13 protein-coding genes are annotated in these 18,666 nt (G+C 62.7%); 4 read left to right on the forward strand and 9 right to left on the reverse strand.

Annotated elements, in window-relative coordinates; genetic code table 11:
* Window positions 1-26: 26 nt before the first annotated feature.
* From ACQ4MY_RS24680 to ACQ4MY_RS24690, 3 genes are all read right to left on the reverse strand, one after another.
* A complete protein-coding gene (locus ACQ4MY_RS24680) occupies window positions 27-6,452 on the reverse strand; it encodes an Ig-like domain-containing protein (protein WP_440096759.1) in 6,426 nt (2,141 codons plus the stop codon).
* 56 nt (window positions 6,453-6,508) lie between these two features.
* Window positions 6,509-7,354: a sulfotransferase family protein gene (locus ACQ4MY_RS24685; protein ID WP_008080322.1), complete on the reverse strand. Its 846-nt coding sequence runs from the start codon at window positions 7,352-7,354 to the stop codon at window positions 6,509-6,511.
* 150 nt (window positions 7,355-7,504) lie between these two features.
* Entirely contained in the window at window positions 7,505-9,085 is a 1,581-nt protein-coding gene (locus tag ACQ4MY_RS24690; protein ID WP_440096761.1) for a glycosyltransferase family 39 protein, read from the reverse strand.
* 241 nt (window positions 9,086-9,326) lie between these two features.
* Between ACQ4MY_RS24690 and ACQ4MY_RS24695 the strand changes: the two genes are divergently transcribed.
* Both ACQ4MY_RS24695 and ACQ4MY_RS24700 read left to right on the forward strand, forming a co-directional pair.
* On the forward strand, window positions 9,327-9,914 hold the full coding sequence (locus ACQ4MY_RS24695; protein WP_158830271.1) for a phage tail protein: 588 nt from the start codon (window positions 9,327-9,329) through the stop codon (window positions 9,912-9,914).
* A 54-nt stretch (window positions 9,915-9,968) separates the two neighbouring features.
* Window positions 9,969-10,280, forward strand: a complete 312-nt coding sequence (locus ACQ4MY_RS24700; protein WP_008080325.1) for a DUF6916 family protein — start codon at window positions 9,969-9,971, stop codon at window positions 10,278-10,280.
* 137 nt (window positions 10,281-10,417) lie between these two features.
* On the opposite strand, the gene ACQ4MY_RS24705 is transcribed toward ACQ4MY_RS24700, so the two are convergent.
* From ACQ4MY_RS24705 to ACQ4MY_RS24720, 4 genes are read right to left on the reverse strand one after another with little or no spacing between them, the layout of a single operon-like run.
* Window positions 10,418-10,912, reverse strand: coding sequence for a GNAT family N-acetyltransferase (locus ACQ4MY_RS24705; protein ID WP_440096762.1), 495 nt, complete (start codon window positions 10,910-10,912; stop codon window positions 10,418-10,420).
* 10 nt (window positions 10,913-10,922) lie between these two features.
* Window positions 10,923-13,019 (reverse strand): biotin/lipoyl-binding protein, encoded by a 2,097-nt coding sequence (locus ACQ4MY_RS24710; RefSeq protein ID WP_440096763.1) that lies wholly within the window; start codon window positions 13,017-13,019, stop codon window positions 10,923-10,925.
* A complete protein-coding gene (locus tag ACQ4MY_RS24715; RefSeq protein WP_008080331.1) occupies window positions 13,020-14,339 on the reverse strand; it encodes an efflux RND transporter periplasmic adaptor subunit in 1,320 nt (439 codons plus the stop codon). It lies immediately after the preceding gene.
* On the reverse strand, window positions 14,336-15,115 hold the full coding sequence (locus ACQ4MY_RS24720) for an efflux RND transporter periplasmic adaptor subunit (protein ID WP_008080339.1): 780 nt from the start codon (window positions 15,113-15,115) through the stop codon (window positions 14,336-14,338). The genes ACQ4MY_RS24715 and ACQ4MY_RS24720 overlap by 4 nt, the downstream gene beginning before the upstream one ends.
* A gap of 170 nt (window positions 15,116-15,285) precedes the next feature.
* Between ACQ4MY_RS24720 and ACQ4MY_RS24725 the strand changes: the two genes are divergently transcribed.
* Complete coding sequence (locus ACQ4MY_RS24725; RefSeq protein WP_440096764.1) at window positions 15,286-15,651, forward strand: type II toxin-antitoxin system RelE/ParE family toxin; 366 nt, start codon at window positions 15,286-15,288, stop codon at window positions 15,649-15,651.
* The gene (locus ACQ4MY_RS24730) at window positions 15,644-15,949 is read left to right on the forward strand and encodes an XRE family transcriptional regulator (RefSeq protein WP_008080340.1); all 306 of its coding nucleotides are present in this window, start codon (window positions 15,644-15,646) and stop codon (window positions 15,947-15,949) included. Before ACQ4MY_RS24725 ends, ACQ4MY_RS24730 begins: the two co-directional genes overlap by 8 nt.
* 61 nt (window positions 15,950-16,010) lie before the next feature.
* Here the strand turns inward: ACQ4MY_RS24730 and ACQ4MY_RS24735 are convergent, their stop codons facing one another.
* Together ACQ4MY_RS24735 and ACQ4MY_RS24740 are read right to left on the reverse strand one after the other, a co-directional pair.
* Complete coding sequence (locus tag ACQ4MY_RS24735) at window positions 16,011-17,585, reverse strand: efflux transporter outer membrane subunit (protein ID WP_440096765.1); 1,575 nt, start codon at window positions 17,583-17,585, stop codon at window positions 16,011-16,013.
* Window positions 17,582-18,652 (reverse strand): HlyD family secretion protein, encoded by a 1,071-nt coding sequence (locus ACQ4MY_RS24740; RefSeq protein WP_440096766.1) that lies wholly within the window; start codon window positions 18,650-18,652, stop codon window positions 17,582-17,584. The genes ACQ4MY_RS24735 and ACQ4MY_RS24740 overlap by 4 nt, the downstream gene beginning before the upstream one ends.
* Window positions 18,653-18,666: the final 14 nt, after the last annotated feature.

The following is an 18,666-nucleotide window of genomic DNA, read 5'->3' on the forward strand; positions in this document are numbered from 1 at the left end:
CTGCACAGTGTTGAGTAATGGTGAGTTCAGGCCGACATTTCGCTGATGCCGACCTGTTGCAGCGCTGCCGCCAGGTTGTCGACCCGGTGCTGCTCGGTGTCTTTGAGTTGTTGTAGTTGTTGCCCCAGTGTCGGCGCGCCAAACACACCGCGCAGGCCTTGGGAAATATCGCCGGCCTTGAGCGACTGGCTGCCGAATGCGTTCAGCGCATCCCGCTCGGCAGCACGGTCCTGACTGAACAGGCTCGCCAGTGTGCTGCTGGCGAATACGCCGCCATCACCACCGCCAAAACCGAGGAACCCGTGGCCGGAGCCATCGCCGCTGCTGTCACTGCTGCTGAACACTTGCGCGATGTAACTGCGGCTGAGAGCACCGTGATTGATGAAAATATCGCCAAGCGGACGAATGCCGTTGCCGATCACCCGTTGTTCAAACAGCGGCGCAAAGGTCAGCGGTGAACCGAGTTCGCCGGTTGGCGGAGTGAAGATGAACGGCTGCAGCGGCACGTTTGATGGCGGTGCCGGCACCACCGGGTCGCTGCTGCGAATCAACGGATCCGGGATCACGACACTGGCCGGCGTGGTCGGCACAGTTGGCACGGTGGGCGGCACGACCACCGGCACCGTATTGATCGCGTAGTTGTTGGAACTGCTGACGCCGCTGCCGCTGTTGCCGGACGCATCACTGACCCCGGCACTGTTGACGCTGATCGCGTTGTTTGCACTGTTGACGTTGGCGTTTGGTGTCAGGGTGGCGGTCCAGGTCTTGCCGCCGTCGCTGCTGCTCAGGTTGGACAAGGTGCCGTTCGCCACCGCGATGTCTGACAGATCGAAACCGCTGACCGCCTCATTGAAGGTAATGGTCACCTGCGAGGTCTGACCGATGCCGATGTTCGGGTTGACAATGACGACCGTCGCACTCGGCCGCTCGCTGTCGAGCGCGTAGTTGTTCGACACCGCCACTGTGCTGCCGACGTTGCCGGCCAGATCGGTGACATTGCTGGTGTCGAGCGCAATGAAATTGCTCGGGTCGGTGACATTGGCCGTTGGCGTGAAGGTCGCGGTCCAGGTCTTGCCGCCATCGCTGCTGCTCAGGTTGCTCAAATCGCCATTGGTCACGCTCAGGTCGGACAGGTCGAAGTTGCTCACCGCCTCGCTGAAGGTGAACGTCACCGTGGTGGTCTGGCCGATGCCCAAGTGGGGATTGGCGACCACGATATTCACCGTCGGCCGGGTCGCGTCGAGCGCGTAGTTGTTGGAAATCGCAATGCTCGCGCCGAGGTTGCCGGCCAGATCCTGCACACCGGCCGTGTCGACGATGATCAGGTTGGTCGTGTCGTTGACGTTGGCCGTCGGTGTCAGCGTGGCGGTCCAGGTGATGCCGCCATCGCTGCTGGTCAGGTTCGCCAGCGTGCCGTTGGCGACGCTGATGTCCGACAGGTCAAAACCGCTGACCGCTTCACTGAAGGTGATGGTCACCGTGGTGGTTGCACCGATGCCCAGGCGATTGTCGGCGACCACGATGGTCGCGGTCGGCAGCGCCGTGTCGATGGCGAAATTGTTCGAAGCGGTGGTGCCGACGCCGCTGTTGCCGGAGGCGTTGGTCACGCCACTGTTGTCGAGGGTAATCAGGTTGGTGGTGTCGGTGATGTTGGCGGTCGGCGTGAGTGTCGCCGTCCAGGTGATGCCGCCATCACTGGAGGCGACGTTGCTCAGGGTCCCATTGGCGATGGTCAGGTCCGCATTGGTGAAACCGCTGACGGCCTCGCTGAAGGTGATGGTCACCGTCGAGGTTTCGCCGGCCTTGAGCGCGGTATCCGCGACGACGATGGTCGCGGTCGGCACTTCGGTCTGCACCGCATAGTTGGCCGAGTTGGTGATGCCGATGCCGGCATTGCCCGCCAGATCGCTGATGCCAGCGTTGTTCAGCACGATTAGGTTGGTGGCGTCACTGACGCCAATGGTCGGCGTGAAGGTGGCCGTCCAGGTGATGCCGCCGTCGCTCGACGAGACATTGCTCAGCGTGCCGTTGGCAACGCTCAGGTCACTGTTGTCGAATCCGCTGACCGCCTCACTGAAAGTAATGGTGACGAGCGCGGTTTCACCGGGACGCAGATCGGTATCACTGATGACGATGGTGGCGGTCGGGCGCTGACTGTCGATCACGTAGTTGGCGGAATCGGTGGTGCCGCTGCCGGAATTGCCCGCGATGTCAGTGATGCCGGTGTTGTCCAGGGTGATGATGTTGCTGGTGTCGGTGATGCCCGCCGATGGAGTGAACGTCGCCGTGTAAGTGATGTTGTCCGAGGTGCTCAGCCCGGAGAGCGTGCCGTTGGCCACGGTCAGGTCGGCCAGGGTCAAACCGCTGACGGCCTCGCTGAAGGTGATGGTCACGGTGGTGGTCTGGCCGACGCCCAGCGCTGAATCGGCGAGCACCACGGTGGCGGTCGGGCGCTGGGTGTCGATGGCGTAATTGTTGGAGTTGGTGGTGCCATTGCCGGCGTTGCCGTCGGCGTTCTGCACACCGCTGTTGTCGAGGGTGATCAGGTTGCTCGCGTCCGTGATGTTGCTGGTCGGGGTGAAAGTCGCCGTCCAGGTGATACCGCCGTCGCTGCTGCTCACCGCCGTCAGCGTGCCGTTGGCAATTGTCAGGTCGGCGTTGTTGAAACCGGTGACGGCTTCGCTGAAGGTGATGGTCACCAGCGACGTTTCGCCGATGGTCAGGCTGTTGTCCGCGACGACGATGGTCGCGGTTGGCGCCACGGTGTTGATGGTGAAGTTGCCGGAGTTGGTCGTGCCCGTGCCGGCGTTCCCGGCCAGGTCGGCGATACCGGTGTTGGCCAGGGTGATGATGTTGCTGGTGTCGTTGATCCCGCCGGTCGGCGTGAAGGTCGCCGTCCAGGTGATGCCGCCATCGGCGCTGCTGACCGCCGTGAGCGTGCCGTTGGGGACGGTCAGGTCGGCGTTGGTAAAACCACTGACGGCTTCGCTGAAGGTAATGGTCACCAGTGTCGTTTCGCCGGCACTCAGCGCGGGATCGGCGATGACGATGGTCGCGGTCGGCCGCTGGGTGTCGATGCTGTAGTTGTTCGAATCGGTGGTGCCACTGCCGGCATTGCCGGCCAGGTCGGCGACGCCGGTGTTATCCAGCGTCACCAGGTTGGTGGCGTCGGTGATGTTCGCGCTCGGTGTGAACGTTGCCGTCCAGGTGATGCCGCCGTCCGCGCTGCTGACCGCCGTCAGGGAGCCGTTGGCGATGGTCAGGTCGGCATTGGTAAAACCGCTGACCGCTTCGCTGAAGGTGATGGTCACCAGCGAGGTGTCGCCGATTTTCAAGGTGCTTTGCGTGAACACCACGGTGGCGGTCGGCCGCACGGTGTCGACCGCGTAATTGTTGGAATCAGTGGTGCCGCTGCCGGCATTGCCCGCCAGATCCGCGACCCCGGTGTTATTCAGGGTGATCAGGTTGGTAGCGTCAGTGATGCTGCTGGTCGGCGTGAACGTCGCCGTCCAGGTGATGCCGCCATCCGCGCTGCTGACAGCGCTCAACGTGCCGTTGGCAATGCTCAGGTCGGCGTTGGTGAAGCCGCTGACCGCTTCACTGAAAGTAATCGTCACCAGCGAGGTTTCACCGATTTTCAGCGCGTTGTCGGCGACCACGATGGTCGCCGTCGGCCGTGCGGTGTCGATCGCGTAGTTGTTGGAGTTGGTGCTGCCAGTGCCGGCGTTGCCGGACAGGTCATTGACCCCGGTATTGTCCAGAGTGATCAGGTTGGTGGTGTCGGTGACGCTCGTGGTTGGCGTCAGCGTGGCGGTCCAGGTGATGCCGCCGTCGCTGCTGCTCAGTCCGGTCAAGGTGCCGTTTGCCACCGTCAGGTCGGCGGCGGTGAAACCGCTCACCGCTTCGCTGAAGGTGATGGTCACCACAGAGGTTTCGCCTGCCGCCAGATTGGTGTCGGCAACGACAATGGTCGCTGTCGGTCGCACGGTGTCGACCACATAATTGGCCGAATCGGTGGTGCCACTGCCGGCGTTGCCGGCCAGATCCGCCACCCCGGTGTTGTCCAGGGTAATCAGGTTGGTGGCATCGGTAATGCTCGCGTTCGGGGTGAACGTCGCCGTCCAGGTGATGCCGCCGTCGGCGCTGCTGACGTTGGTCAGCGTACCGTTGGCAATGGTCAGGTCAGCGTTGGTGAAACCGCTCACTGCCTCGCTGAACGTGATGGTCACCAGCGAGGTGTCGCCGATTTTCAGGGCAGTGTCTGCCATCACGATGGTTGCGGTCGGACGTTGGGTATCGATCGCGTAATTGTTGGAATTGGTGGTGCCGACGCCAGCCACGCTGTCGGAGACCGCCGTCACCCCGGTGTTGTCGAGGGTGATGAGGTTGGTGGTGTCGGTAATGTTGTTGGTCGGCGTAAAGGTTGCCGTCCAGGTGATACCGCCGTCGGCGCTGGACACATTGGTGAGCGTGCCGTTGGCAATGGTCAGGTCGGCGTTGGTAAAACCGTTTACGGCGCGGCTGAAGGTGATGGTCACCAGCGAGGTTTCGCCGATTTTCAGCGCGGTGTCGGCGACCACGATGGTGGCAGTCGGCGGTTCCACGTAAGCGGTGTTGAGCGTACCGCCGTTGTTATAGATGCCCACCAGTGCGCTCGGCGTTGTGCCGGTCGAACCGCCGTTGGAAAGCCCACCACCACCGCTGGCAGCGCCGTTGCCACTGATCGCGGCAAAGTTGCTCGCGGTGATCAGCACCACGCCGCCGTTGTTCCAGATCGCGCCGACGCCGCGACCGCCAGCCCCGCCATCGGCGCCGTTGCTGCCGACCCCACCGCCACCACCACCGCCGCCACCGGCAGCAATGTTATTGCTGATGACCGAGTTGCCGATGACTTTCAGGGTGCCGCTTGCAGCGTTGTAGATACCGCCGGCCGCATTGCCGCCGACGCCACCGACTTTGTCCCAACCGGAACCACCGCCGCCGCCACCAATGGACAGCGTGCCGTTGCTGACCGAACCGCCGTTGCCGCCATGACTGTAACCGGCACCGGCGCTGCCGCCATTGCCGCCGACGCCACCGGTGCTGGTGCCGCCGCGGCCGCCCATGTCGGTCGGGCTGTAACCACCGCCATAACCGCCGGCATTGGCACCGCCCGCGCCGCCGGCATAGGTGCCGGTGCCCGGGCCAGAAGTACCGCCATGGCCACCGGTCTGGCCACCGATACCCGCACCGCCGCCACCGCCACCGCCGACATAACCGCCGGTCACACCACCGCCACCACCACCGCCGGAGGCGGCGTTGGCAGTCACCGTCACGTTGTTCAGGGTCAGAGTCCCGGCGTTGAAAATCCCCCCGCCCATGGCCCCCGCAGCGGCTGAGCCACCATTACCACCGTTGCCCGCCACCAGGCCTTTGGTAATCACCAGCCCGTCGAGGGTCACGGTGCTGCCGGAGGTGACTTCCACCACGCGGGTTTTGTATTGGCCATCGAGGGTCACGTCGGCCACGCCGTCGTTGTTCAGGTCGCCATCGACGGTGATGTTCTTGTTGATCAGCAGCTCCGAAGTGAGCTGAACGGTCATGCCCGAACTGAACGTGACAATGTCGCCGTTCTGCGCCGAAGCCAGCGCCGCGCGCAGCGAGCCGACACCCGAGTTGAGGTTGTTGGTCGCCGTCCACGTGGCCAGTCCCCACTGGTATTCGCTCATGGCTTTGCTCGACAGCACATTGGCGCTCTCGATGGTGCCGGTGGCGATCTCCAGATCCCAGTCGCCACCCACGCCGGTGCGGTTGTTCGATGCCGCCACATCACGCCCGGTCAACTGCGCCAGCGAGTCGACGAAACTCAAGCCGCGATCGCCCTCGGCGGTGTAGCAACCGTAGATCAGGATGTCGCCGCCGACGTTCATGTCCTTGCCGATCTCGCCAAGAATCGCGCTGCGTTGCGCGACGTTGTCGGCGGACAGATAGCTGTTGCCCAGCCACAAATCACCAGCATTGCCGTGGGCAATGATCTGCACCGAACTGACGCCGTGATGTTGATCAAGGTAATCGGCGATCTGCTGCAGGCCGTCCTTGGTAGCGTCGAGCTTGACCACTTGCGTGCCGGGCGCGATCCCTTGCAGCAGGGCGTCAGCATCCTTCACTCGTGAGTCGACGAAGACCACGCTCTGGCCCGGTACGGCAACAGGACTGGCAGCGGGTGCGGCATCAGCCTGACCGTGGGTGTCTTTGCTCGCGACCGGGTGATCGGCCGTCGGCGCCTTGGCCGCATCGGCAGCGGTAGGGGCATGGCTGTCAGCCTGCGCGGCCGTGTCGGCCACGGTGGCGACGACCGCACCGTCGAACAGCATGCGCGGCTCCAGCGACATGATCAGCGGCGAGGCCAGCGGACGCTGACCTGCGGTTGCCTGAGACTTGACCTTTGCCCCACCAAAAAGGGTCCACCACATGTTGCTCACCCGAACTCGAACGAAGGTACGTGACGCATCAATGAAAAACGCCGCGATCAACTGATCGCGGCGTCGGACTTCATACGAATGACATTGGCGGCGCTGGCTGAGCCATCGAGCCAAAAAGACAAATCGGCGTATTGCTTGAACAGATCCGGCGGCAGAATCGTGCGCCGTGATTGCAAGGCAACCTTGGGTTTGACCGTGTGCAGGCCGGCCAGGCCAAGGCCTTGGTCGAACGCTGGCGCGTCATAGGCCAGGTGTTCGAAATCGTGCTCGAACCACGGCTCGCCAATAAAGTCGTAGACCAGTCGCAGGACCCGTTCCGGGGCCTGGCTGAGCAGGTCGTAATCGACGATCAGCAACGATTCGGCATGCTCGCCGTAATAGGCTTCCTTGAGCGCCGCCCAGGCAAAACCCACCAGTCGATTGCGCTGGGCCAGGGTTTCGCAGCGGCTGTAAACGGTGTTGCGTTCGGCAGCGTCGCTGAACAGTTTGGTGTTTTCGTAGGGATTGGCGCGATACAGGCGTTCGAGGCTGTCCATCACCCAAGCCACGTTGCGCACGCAGGCGATGACTTTGGCCTGGGGAAACAGATCGCGGATCGCCGGCAGACGCGAGCTCCACTGGCGGTTGGTGTCGAACACCAGCGGCTTGTCAGCCTTGTCGGCATAGAAGGATTCGAACAGGCCGCGCAGCAGGCGCCGACGCATGGCAGTGTCGATCACCGCGCCGTACTCACTGCCGGCGCTGCATTGTTCAAGGACACTGGAGAACAGAGAACCGACCGGGCTGGTCATGCCGGCATGAAAGCGCGGGTTCTGCAAAAGGATCGCAGAAAGCAGGGTCGAGCCTGAGCGCGGCAAGCCGGAGATAAAGTGGAACTGCTGCAATCCCTTCACCGTAATCGGAAGTCCTTTTGTCCGACAGAGCGTAGTTCAACTAGTAACCCTGCGACTAGTAGTGTTTTGATATCACTCAGAGCAAAAAGAACTAACTGGTTAACTTTTAATCGCGAATAAGCAGATGAATCGTTTTAGTCCCGTCACGGCTCAGCTGGCCGGCGATCTGGCCACGAACAATCGTGCTTGTACGCCACCCGCGTGAACCTCCGCGCCGACGGTCCAGGCAGGCGGCAGCGGCAGAAATTCCGCCGGATCATCGAACGACCCGACCAGCCAGACCCGGCCATTGCCGTTCAGCTCGGCAAGGCTGTCTAGGTACACATCGGGCGTCACCAACGTGCCAAAACCGTACTCGTTCGGCCGCGTCGGATGGCCATCGGCAGTCGGCGGCGTGTAGAGGCGCACCAAGGCGCCGGTGCGATCGTAGTAGACGTAGCTCAAGTACCAGAGCATGTCGCTGGTGACGATGCGATCGCCGGGCTGGAAATGCTGATTGACGTAGTTCACCACCCGGTCGAGCTGGTCATTGCTGTCGACCGTGGCGTTGTTGTTCACACCGACCAGTTCAACCGCCACCAGTGACACCAGCACCGCCAGCGCCAACACCCGCACGCGGCTGTACAAACGGTCGATGGCCAGCGCCGCCAACAGCGGCAGGCCCAGCGCATAAGCGGTCAAGTAGCGTTCGATGAACACCGGCGTGATGAACGACACCGCAAACACCAGCAACAGCGGCACGCCGGTGTACAACGCCAGCAGGACACTGCCCCGCGACACGCTGCGATCACGGATCACCGCCACCGCTGCCAGCGTCAACAGAGCCAGAGGCAAGGCGCCGAACACCGGCAGCGGCAGGTTTTCACCATCGTCCTGAATCAGCCAGGACCAGATCATCGACGGCAACGAGCCGAGGCTCACCGGCGGCTCCCAGCCCACGTCCCCGCCCACCTTCAGTTGCTCCATGTGCTGGGTCAGATCGAGCAGATGGGGCAACCACGGCAGGTACAACACGACGATGGCCAGATTCGCCAGCCACCACGCCGGGCGCTGGATATGCCGGAAGCGATAGCCACGCTGGACCCGGATCAGCGCCAGATAAATCCAGTGGCACAGCGCCGCCAGCACGGCGAAGTAATGGGTGTAGAACGCTGCCGTCATCAACAGCAGGTAAAACAGCAGATAAGCATGACGCTGCGGGCGCCGGATCCAGTAGACCAGCGCCAGCGTCGCGGCCATCAGCAACAGCCCGAGCAGCGCATACATGCGCACTTCCTGGCTGTAGCGCACCGCCGTCGGCAACAGCGCCAGCAGCAGGCCGGCGAAGATCGCGGCGCGGCGGGTGGCCAGTCGATCCACCAGCCAGATGCCCAACCCGACGGCGGCGATCCCGGCGAGGGCGCTGAAACTGCGCAGGGCAAAAATGCCGTCGCCGAATAAATCGATCCAGCCGTGCAGCAGCATGAAGTACAGCGGCGGGTGTACATCGTAGGCCGCGTGGCGCCAGATCTCGCCCAGCGAGTAACGCGCCAGCAGCAGACTGGAGCCCTCATCGCCCCAGATCGCCGCAGCCGTCAGATCGTAAAAACGCACGGCCGCCGCCAACAACAGGATCGGCAGCAGCCAGTGTTCTCTGGCCCAACGAAGCAAGCGCAAACCGGCAAACCACGGCCCTGGTGTCGCGTGCGGATCCTGGGTGTCGCCCACCGGGGTTACTCTGTTCAGCGCCATCGTTTCCTCTCGCCGCACCACATCGCCACGACCGTATGAACCGCAAAAACCTGCCATTCACTTTAGGTCAGCCATACGAGCACCGTCGATGCCGGTGTGCGTTTTCACGACATCCGGCAACCTTGCCAATCCGCGTCTACGCTCTGGCGTGGCGTGACCTGGCCACGGAGTGCCAAGGCAACTGCAGCAGCCTGAATTCACTAGCGGCCCGCCGACAATCAATCAGAAGGATGAGGACTTTATGGACGTTTACATGGGCACTGTTCTGACGTTTGCCTTCAACTATGCGCCCAGCGGCTGGGCCTTGTGCAACGGTCAGATCATCGGAATCAACCAGAACCAGGCGCTGTTTGCACTGCTGGGGACGGTGTATGGAGGCAACGGCCAGCAGACGTTCGGGTTGCCCAACCTGCAAAGCCGCCTGCCGGTCTGCCAAGGCAACGGCCCCGGCCTGACACCGAGGGTGATGGGGGAAGTTTCCGGCGCCGAGCAGGTCACCGCCACCCTCAACAATTTGCCGAACCACACCCACACCCTGGCGGGGCTCACGGCCACCACCACCGTGCAACTGGCCAACCCGGCCAGTAACCCGGCGGGCGCGCCGACTGCGACCAACGCCTACATCGGCGCTTCGGGTACCGGGCCGGGCCTGGCGAATATTTTTTCCGACGCTCAAGGCGCATCGCCGGTACCGCTCAAAGGCGCAGCCACCACCATCAGCGGGACCATCACGCCGACCGGCAATGGCCTGCCCCTGCCGATCATGAACCCGTATCTGGTGCTCAACTTCAGCATCGCGCTGAACGGCATTTTTCCTTCGCGCAACTGACCGAACGCCGGGGGAGCCACCTCCCCCGACACCTCACCTTGCTGGAGCGAGACCATGCTGCAATCGGTTCATAGCCAACATTTCCAGGCACTGCTGGGTCGCGTTGGCACCCTGCATCTGCCCGATGGCAGTGCGCTGCAGATCCACATCGGAGAACTCGAAGAAAAACCGCTGGCGAAAATGCGCTACAGCGAGCGCATGCCATTCTGCGTCGAATTGAGCAGCCTGGAACCGACTGAATTCATCGACGGTTTGTGTGCCTTGGAGCTGCCGGAACTGGGGCGGGTCGAAGGGATCTTCGTCTCGCGGGTACCCGCGATGGGGCGCGACCCGGCACTGGCTTACTTCCACGTCACCTTCAACTGACATGGCCATCGTTAAACCAACATCAAAAGCATCGTTGACCTGTAGGAGCTGCCGCAGGCTGCGATCTTTTGATCTTGAGTTTCAGTTTGAAAAAACAGGATCAAAAGATCGCAGCCTGCGGCAGCTCCTACAGGGGGTTATTGGGGGTACCAGACGAGGCGTTCGGCGGCGGGGTTGCGTTCTTCGACGGCAAAACCCAATGCCAGATAATGCCTGCGCGCGTGTGGATTACTGGTCCAGACCACCGTCGCCACCGGGCAACGAATCTGTTGCGCGGCTTTCTGCACGCCTTGCAATACGGCACGGCCGAAGCCCTGGCCGCGCGCCTGCGGGATGAACGCCAGGTACAACACGCGAATCTCATTGGCGCCGAAATCGGTGCTCAGCGCGCCGATGGCGGTGCCGAGTTTTTCCACCACGTAGTGCATGGCGTTGGGGTAGTTGTCGCCCATGCCCTGCTCTTGCACCTGAAACTGCTGGGCGACGACTTGCTGCACGTGTTCCGGCTCGCCGTCGATCCATTGCAGATCCGGCCGCGCCGTTTGATAAAGACTTTGCAAAAACGGCCCGTCGGTTGCCCGCGAAGGCCGTACCACCAATCCCTCTGCCGCCACTGCTGCGTTGTCCGTCATCCTGCTCTCCCTAGAAACCGCTTTCCCTGACGCCCAGTGCCGCCACCCGGCGCCACGCCACACCGAGCAGCGATTCGCCGCTGCCCTGCAACACCACCACGCCGCGCAACGGTTGCGTCGGGGTCGATGCCGTCGTCAATACACTCAGGCGCACGCCGTATTGCGCCTGCACCGGCTCCGCCCGCTGCTGTTGATCGCGACGCACGGCGATCGGCCCGTGGTGATCGGAGGTCAACGCCTCCTGATCGACGTAAGCCACGCCGTTGGTGTCGATTTCATTCAATTGCACGGCGAGCGCCGGGTGCATCGGGTCATCGGCGATGAAACGGCCATTGGCCCCCGGTTTAACTCGCCACAACTCGGCTTCGGCCAGATATCCGCGCAGCCGTGCACCGTCTTCGACCACCCGGGCCAGCGCATCGCGGGTCGATAACCAGCGCCCGACCGTCATATTCGGCAGCAGATCGCGCACGCTGCCGGCATGCGGCGCACGCAACAGCAAGCGTTCACGCTGGGCGCTCAAGCCACGGTACTCGGCCACCGCTTCTGCCAGGCGTTGCTCAACGATGCCGGCGTCCGCGGCGGTTTCACTGCGACTGGCCTGGCGGCGCATCAACAACTGCTGAATCTTGATTTCGCGGCGGACAATCGCCAGACGCGATTCGAGATCCGGCGACTCCAGCTCGATCAGCACATCGCCCTGCGCAACCTGCTGCCCATCCGTCACCTTCACTGCTTTGACCCGCGCCGCCGTCGGCGCATGCAAGGCACTGGCGCGCCCGGCCTCAAGCATCGTCGGCAGTTCCACCGAACTGCGCCACGGCACAATCAGCAGCAGCAACAGCCCGAGCAGCGCCAATGCACTGAGCAACACGCGCGGAGCGTGCGCCTGCTCGCGACGGCTCCACCACTGACGCCACTCACGCATGATCGGCAGAAAGATGAACCACACCAGTTCCACCAGCATCAGGAAGATCCCCAACACCTTGAAGAACAGGTGATAGACCGCCAGCGCGATCCCGAAAAACAACGCCGCACGCCACAACCACGAGCCATACCCCCAGATCAGCAAACGCCGTTGCATCTTCGGCGACCAAGGCTCCGGCGCGGGTGCGCCATAGCCAAACAAAAACTCCCGCAGGCGCCAGCGACACAGGGCAAACGCGCGACCCTGCAAGTTGTCGACTTGCCAAAAATCACTGATCAGAAAATACCCGTCAAAGCGCATGAACGGATTGAGATTGACCACCAGCGTGGTGATCCATGTCGCGCTGGCGAGCATGAACGCCGCCGTGCGTGCCGGGCCGTCAGGCAACAACGACCACGCCAGCAACGCGATACACGCCAACAGCAATTCCGCGAGCACACCGCCGGCACCGATCAGCAACCGCGCGCGGCGGTCATTGACCCGCCAGGCGTCGCTGACATCGGTATAGAACATCGGCAGCAAAACCATGAATGCCACGCCCATGCTCTGCACCCGACAGCCCGCACGCTTGGCCATGAACGCATGACCGAATTCGTGGCAGAGCTTGGCGAAAAACAGCGCCACACCGAACGCCATGGCGCCGCCGAGGCTGAACAGGTGGGGAAACGTCCCGACAAAGCGTTGCCAGTCCCGCGACACCAGAAATACGCCCAACGCCAGCGTTGCCGGCAAGCCGTAACGCAGCAGACGCGGACCGAAGCGCTGCAGCCATGGCCAGGCACGATTGAGAAAAGCGTCAGGGCGCCACAGCGGAATGCGGAAAAACAAATATTGATGCAGAAGGATTTGCCACAGACTTTGCTGCTGCGCCAACGCCTTGAGCCGGTAGCTGGCGCGCTGCTGGTCATCGAGCGCGCTGATCAAATCGTGACCGCGAAGAAACTCCAGCAACTGCTCAAGCTCGCTGCCATCCAGCGGCAGACCGGGTTCGCGATTGGCCGCGCGCAAGACCTGTTCGGCATCGCCCAACGACCAGTGGCGCAACAGGCGCATCGCCGCCGTGCCGAGTTTGAAATAACGTCCGCGCACCGGATCGGCCAGGGTCCAGCGCGGCGAACCGTCCAGGGCCGGCGCCGCGGACGACAATTGCAGGTCGGCACGCAGGCTCGGCAGGTTCATTTACAGGCCCACGCTCTGACGCAGGCCTGCCAATGGCCGACGCAGCAGATACAGCGCCAAGGGCGCGCGATCACCGAAAATCTTCGCCGTACCGCGCAGGCCGATACGCGGCGGCGCCTCGGCGAAGTTGGCGTCGAGCCGGTAAGCGAGTTGCCCGCCCGCCGTCGGTTGCGCTTCGTAAGCCGAGCGTTCCAGCGTGGCGAGATGGCGCTTCAACGGATCGCTGTCGAGAAACAGCGCCACCTCGGCACCGGGCTCAAGGGCAATCGCATCGCCCACGGCCAGTTCGATGCGCAGCTCGGCCTGGCTCGGATCGGCGACTTCCATCAGGCGCTCGCCGGTCTGTACCGGTCTGCCGGTCAAACGTTCGGCGTCGGCGAACACCGCAATGCCGTCGCGTTCGGCGCGCACTTCGCTGCGGTTGAGCAACTCGCGGGCGTAGTCGCGTTCGGCGCGTTTCTGTTCGGCGCGGGCGGCGAGCAAATCGACCTTGGCACTGGATTCCGCGTCGGCAAACGAGCGCTGCGAGTTGGATTTCAATTCCGCCTCGGCCACGCCCAGCGCACGCTCGGCGACATCGGCCTGCGCCTTCAGCGTGGTGCTTTCAAAACGCACCAGCACATCACCGGTTTTCACTGTTTGATTGGGTTTGACCAGAAACTCGGCGATCACCCCGTCCAGCGGCGCCGCCACCACGCGGCCGCCCAGCGGCACCACTTCAGCCGGGGCCAGCACCGATTGGCGCACCGGGATCAACAGCCCGAGCAACAGCACCGCGACCAGCGCCACTTGGCGTTTACGGGTCCAGCGCAACCGCCACGGTTTGCGCGGTTGCAGCGCCAGCCAGGCGTGGCTGTAGGTGTCGCCCAATTGCGACAGCAAGACTTGTTCGGAAGGGTTCCACGGCACATCGCGCGCCAGCCACAAACCGCCAAACACCTGAGCGTCGCGGTCGATCAGCGGCAGCCAGAACACCTGCGCCGCCGACAGCGTGCGCCAGTCAGCCTGGATGCTGTCATTCAGCAATTCCGGGGCAATCACCCGCGCCTGCTGCAGCACACCCTGTTTGAACAACTGCGCCACGGCCTGCTCGACGAACGCCACGAACGGCGCGTTGGGCTCCACCGCACTGACCCCGGTGACCGCCTGCACCTTGCCGGCAATCAACAACGCCGCATGACGAAAGCCGAACAGCGCCTGGCCATCGTTGACCAGGCTGTAGGCCAGTTGCGAGGCGTCGCGGGCAGCGCGGGTCTGGCGTTCCAGGTCAAGAAACCTGGCGAATACCTGCTCGGCGCCGCCGCTCACCGGGGCGTTCACTTAAGCTCCGGGAAACGTGCCGTGCCGCTCATGCCGGCCAGCAAGCCTTTGGCTTCGGGGAGTGTGGCGACCAGCAACAGGGTCTGACTGCCCTCATCGATTCGCGCGCCCAGGCGCTTGACCGTGGCATCGATCGGCTGGCCGGTTTCATCGGGAACGAAGCTGAAGGTCTGGCCGGGCTTGAGCCGTGCCATCCACCGTGACGGCACCAGCAAATGAATTTCGAGGGTACGGTTATCGACGACATCAAGCAGCGGTGCGCCGGCCGGCACGCTTTCATAGCGCTGCACTTTGCGTTCGACCACTTGCCCGTCGAACGGCGCGACCACGCTACAGCGCTTGACCTGCACTTGATAAACCTGGGATTGCGCCTGGGTTTCGCTGACCTTGGCCTCGGCCCGCGCCACTTCGAATCGGCCGACAGAATTGAGGGCGGCCAACTGTTTGTTGTGCGCCAGCTCTTCACCGGCACCACGACTGGCCGCCTGTGCGGCATTGAGTTGCGCCTGATAGGCCGAACAATCGAACTTCGCCAGCGTATCGCCCTTCTTGAACGACTCGCCCTCGCTGTAGGGCAACTCAACAATCCGCCCGGAAAGCTCACTGGCCAGCGTCGCCTGATCACGCGCCCGCAACACCCCGCGCGCCTCACTGCTCACGGTGGCCGCCGCCGTCCCCGGATTATCCAGCAGCGGATCGTCTGGCCCGGGCGTTTGCGCCTGAACTGCACACGTAACTAAGGTCAATCCGACAACCCAACCACGAAAACGCTGCATAACCGCTACTCCCTGACGGATGTGCGGAGTCTACGACAGCGGGGGTTAGCGTCAAGCGAAAGGCCATCATTGCATCGCAATCCTTGCTGTAGCGCGAGTGAAGAGCTATGGTCAACCTATCTAAAATATAACCTTGATGGAATATTCCATAACGTTCATATTCGATACCCATGAATTGGGGTATCGAATACACCGACGAGTTCGGCGACTGGTGGGAAGATCTGACTGAAAACGAGCAGAGCTCGGTGGCTGCGAGCGTGAAACTGCTGGGTCAATTTGGCCCAGGATTACGCTTTCCGCACAGCAGCGCAATCAATGGCGCGCGGCATGGGCATTTGAGGGAACTGCGTGTTCAACATGCCGGAAGACCGTACCGGATACTGTATGCGTTTGATCCCAGGCGCTGCGCCCTGCTATTGATCGGTGGAGATAAAACCGGTCAGGATCGCTGGTATGAAGTCAACGTCCCGATCGCCGATCAACTGTACGATGAGCATCTCGAAACATTGCGCAAAGAGGGTTGTAAAAATGGCTAAGAAATTTGCCGAACTCGAGGCGCGCATGACCCCCGAAGCCCGGGAGCGCGCCCATTCGATCTACGAACAACACATCAAGGAAATGCCGCTGAACGAGCTGCGACAGGCCAAAGCGCTGAGTCAGGCAACGCTTGCCGAAACGTTGCATGTCAATCAGGCAGCGATTTCGAAGATGGAGCGACGTACGGATATGTACATCAGCACACTGCGTAATTACATCCGCGCAATGGGCGGAGAACTTGAAATCATCGCGACGTTTCCCGACGGACAAATCAAAATCGAAAATTTCGCAGGCTGAGGTTCCGCTCACTCAGCCGTTGAAATGCTCTATTAGCCAAATTCGTCCTCTAGGGGAAACCTCAAAGCTGCGCCATCCCTCCTGCCGGATACACCGACTCCCATCCCCCACCCAACGCCTTATACAACCCGACCATAGCCAGCGAAACACCGGTCGAGCTCTCCACCCACTGCTCCTGCGTCGCCAGCAACGCGCCTTGCACAGTAAGAACGTTGACGAAATCGACCACGCCTTCGACGTATTGCTGTTGCGCAGTGCGCAGGGCGATCTGGTTCTGGCGTACGGCTTCGGCGAGGCTGTCGCGGCGGCGTTGGCTGGCGTTGTACGCAGTCAGTTGATCGTCGATTTCGTGCCAGGCACGCAACACGGTTTGCTGGTAGGCGACGGCGGCTTCCTGCTGTTGAGCTTCGCGCAACTGCAACACGCCGCGCAGGCGTCCGCCGTCGAACAGCGGCAGGCTGAATTGCGGGCCGATGCCGAAGGCGCGTGAGCCCCACGAGCCAAAGTCGCTGAGTTGCATGGCTTGCGAGCCGAGGTTGCCGGACAGGGTGATGCGCGGATAGAAATCGCCCTTGGCCACGCCGATATTGGCAGTGGCCGCGTGCAGGCGCGCTCCGGCCTGGCGGATGTCCGGACGGCGTTCAGCCAGTTGCGACGGCAAGCCGATAGCGACTTGCAGCGGCGACTGCGGCACGGCGGCGTCGGTGGATAAGTCTTTGACCAAGGCTTGCGGTGGTTCGCCCATCAACAGGCTGATCGCGTTGATCAACTGTGATTGGCGTTGCTCCAGTGCCGGCAAGCGCGACTCGATGGCGGCGACTTGCGCGGCGGCTTCAGCGACATCGAGGTCAGTTGCCACGCCATCGGCCAGGCGCAGTTGCGAGAGTTTCAGGCTGTGCCGGGCGACGTCGAGGTTCTGCTCAGTGACGGCGCGAGTGTTCTGTACGCCGCGCAACTGGATGTAGTTCTGCGCGGTGTCGGCAAGCACCGCCAGCAGCACACCGCGCCGGTCGTTTTCGGCAACTTCGAGATTGGCGTCGGCGGCTTCGGTTTCGCGGCGCACGCGGCCCCAGAAATCCAGTTCCCATGACGCGGAGAAACCGGCGTCCCACAGATTGAACGCGGAATCGCCGTTGTGTCCGGACGGATCGCTCAGGCCTTTGCCGCTGTTGCGCTCGCGGCCGTAGCTGCCGGTGGCGGCGGTGTTCGGATAGCGGTCGGCGGTGATCACTTGGCGGGCGGCGCGGCTTTGTTGCAGGCGGCTGCTGGCCAGTTGCAGGTCAAGGTTGCTGCGGACGGCGCGCTGGGTGAGCGCGGAGAGTTGTGGGTCATGAAAGACTTCCCACCAGCGTTCGTTCAACGGTTCGCTGACGGCTTGGCTCGGCGCGGACCTGGCCGGTTTGGCCCAGTCGGCGATTTGTGTGGCTTCGGGCTTCTGGAAGTCCGGGCCGACGGTGCAGGCGCTGAGGCTTGCTGTCACCAAGGCACTGAAAATCAGTGGCTGCCACTGGCCCCATCGCTGGCAAGCCAGCTCCCACAGGGACTTTGCAGGTTGTGCGAAAACTCTAGTCCCACCGAGACCCCCTGTGGGAGCTGGCTTGCCAGCGATGAGGCCAGTCGAATTACCACAAATCATCGCTGAGTCACCTCACGCACCGACGTCGCCGAGCTGCGCGTATCAATACTCGCCTCCACCGACATCCCCACACGCAACCGCTCGGCCAGCGGCTGACCCGGTTCCAGCAGGATCTTCACCGGAATCCGCTGCACCACCTTGGTGAAGTTACCGGTGGCGTTATCCGGTTTGACTGCTGCGAAGGTCACGCCAGTCGCCGGGGCGATACTCTCGACACGGCCACTCAACGCTTCGCCACCCAGGCTGTCGACGCGTACTTGCACCTCTTGCCCTGGCTGCACGTCGGTCAGTTGCGTCTCCTGGAAATTCGCCACCACATAGGCCTGCTTCAATGGCACCACCGCCAGCAGCTTGCTGCCCGGCGTCACATACGCGCCGACGCGCACCGCACGCTCGCCAATCATTCCATCCTGCGGCGCAGTGATGCGCGTGTAGGAGAGTTCAAAACTGGCAATTTCCAGCGCCGCTTGCGCATGTTTCAAGCTGCCTTCAGCCGCGTCACGCTGAGCGGTGAGGATGTCGACCTGCTTGCGCTCCGCCGCCAGCTTCGCGGTGGCCGTGTCGAGATGAGCCGTGGCCTGATCGATGCGCGTGCGCGCCTGTTGCGCGTTTTGCACAGTGCCGGCGCCAACGCCGGCCAAATGGTTATAGCGATTCAATTCCTGTTGAGCGAAAGCCATTTCAGCCTTGGCCGACACCACCGAAGCTTGCGCCTGGGCGATCACCGACGTCTGGCGTTCCAGCGTCGCTTTGGCGTTCTGCAACTGCGCCCGCGCGACCAGTGTCTGCGCATCCGCCGCCTCGGCTGAAGCACGCAAGTCGCGATCATCGATCAGCGCCAGCAACTGGCCCGCCTTCACTTGCTGGTTGTCCTCCACCAAGACTTCCTTGATGAACCCGGCCACGCGCGGCACGACGAGCGTGTAGTCGGCGGAGACAAAGGCATCGTTGGTGTTTTGCTGAGTACGTTTGCCAAACACGCCGGGCAGCGCCAGGTACACCAGCACGCCGACCGCCAGTGCGGCGGCGATGGCCACCGCGAGTTTTTGCTTTGCTTGAGTCGTCATAAAAACCTTCTGTT

Origin of the sequence: Pseudomonas sp. SM4, assembly GCF_051913165.1 — a bacterium.
Classification (GTDB): Bacteria; Pseudomonadota; Gammaproteobacteria; order Pseudomonadales; family Pseudomonadaceae; genus Aquipseudomonas.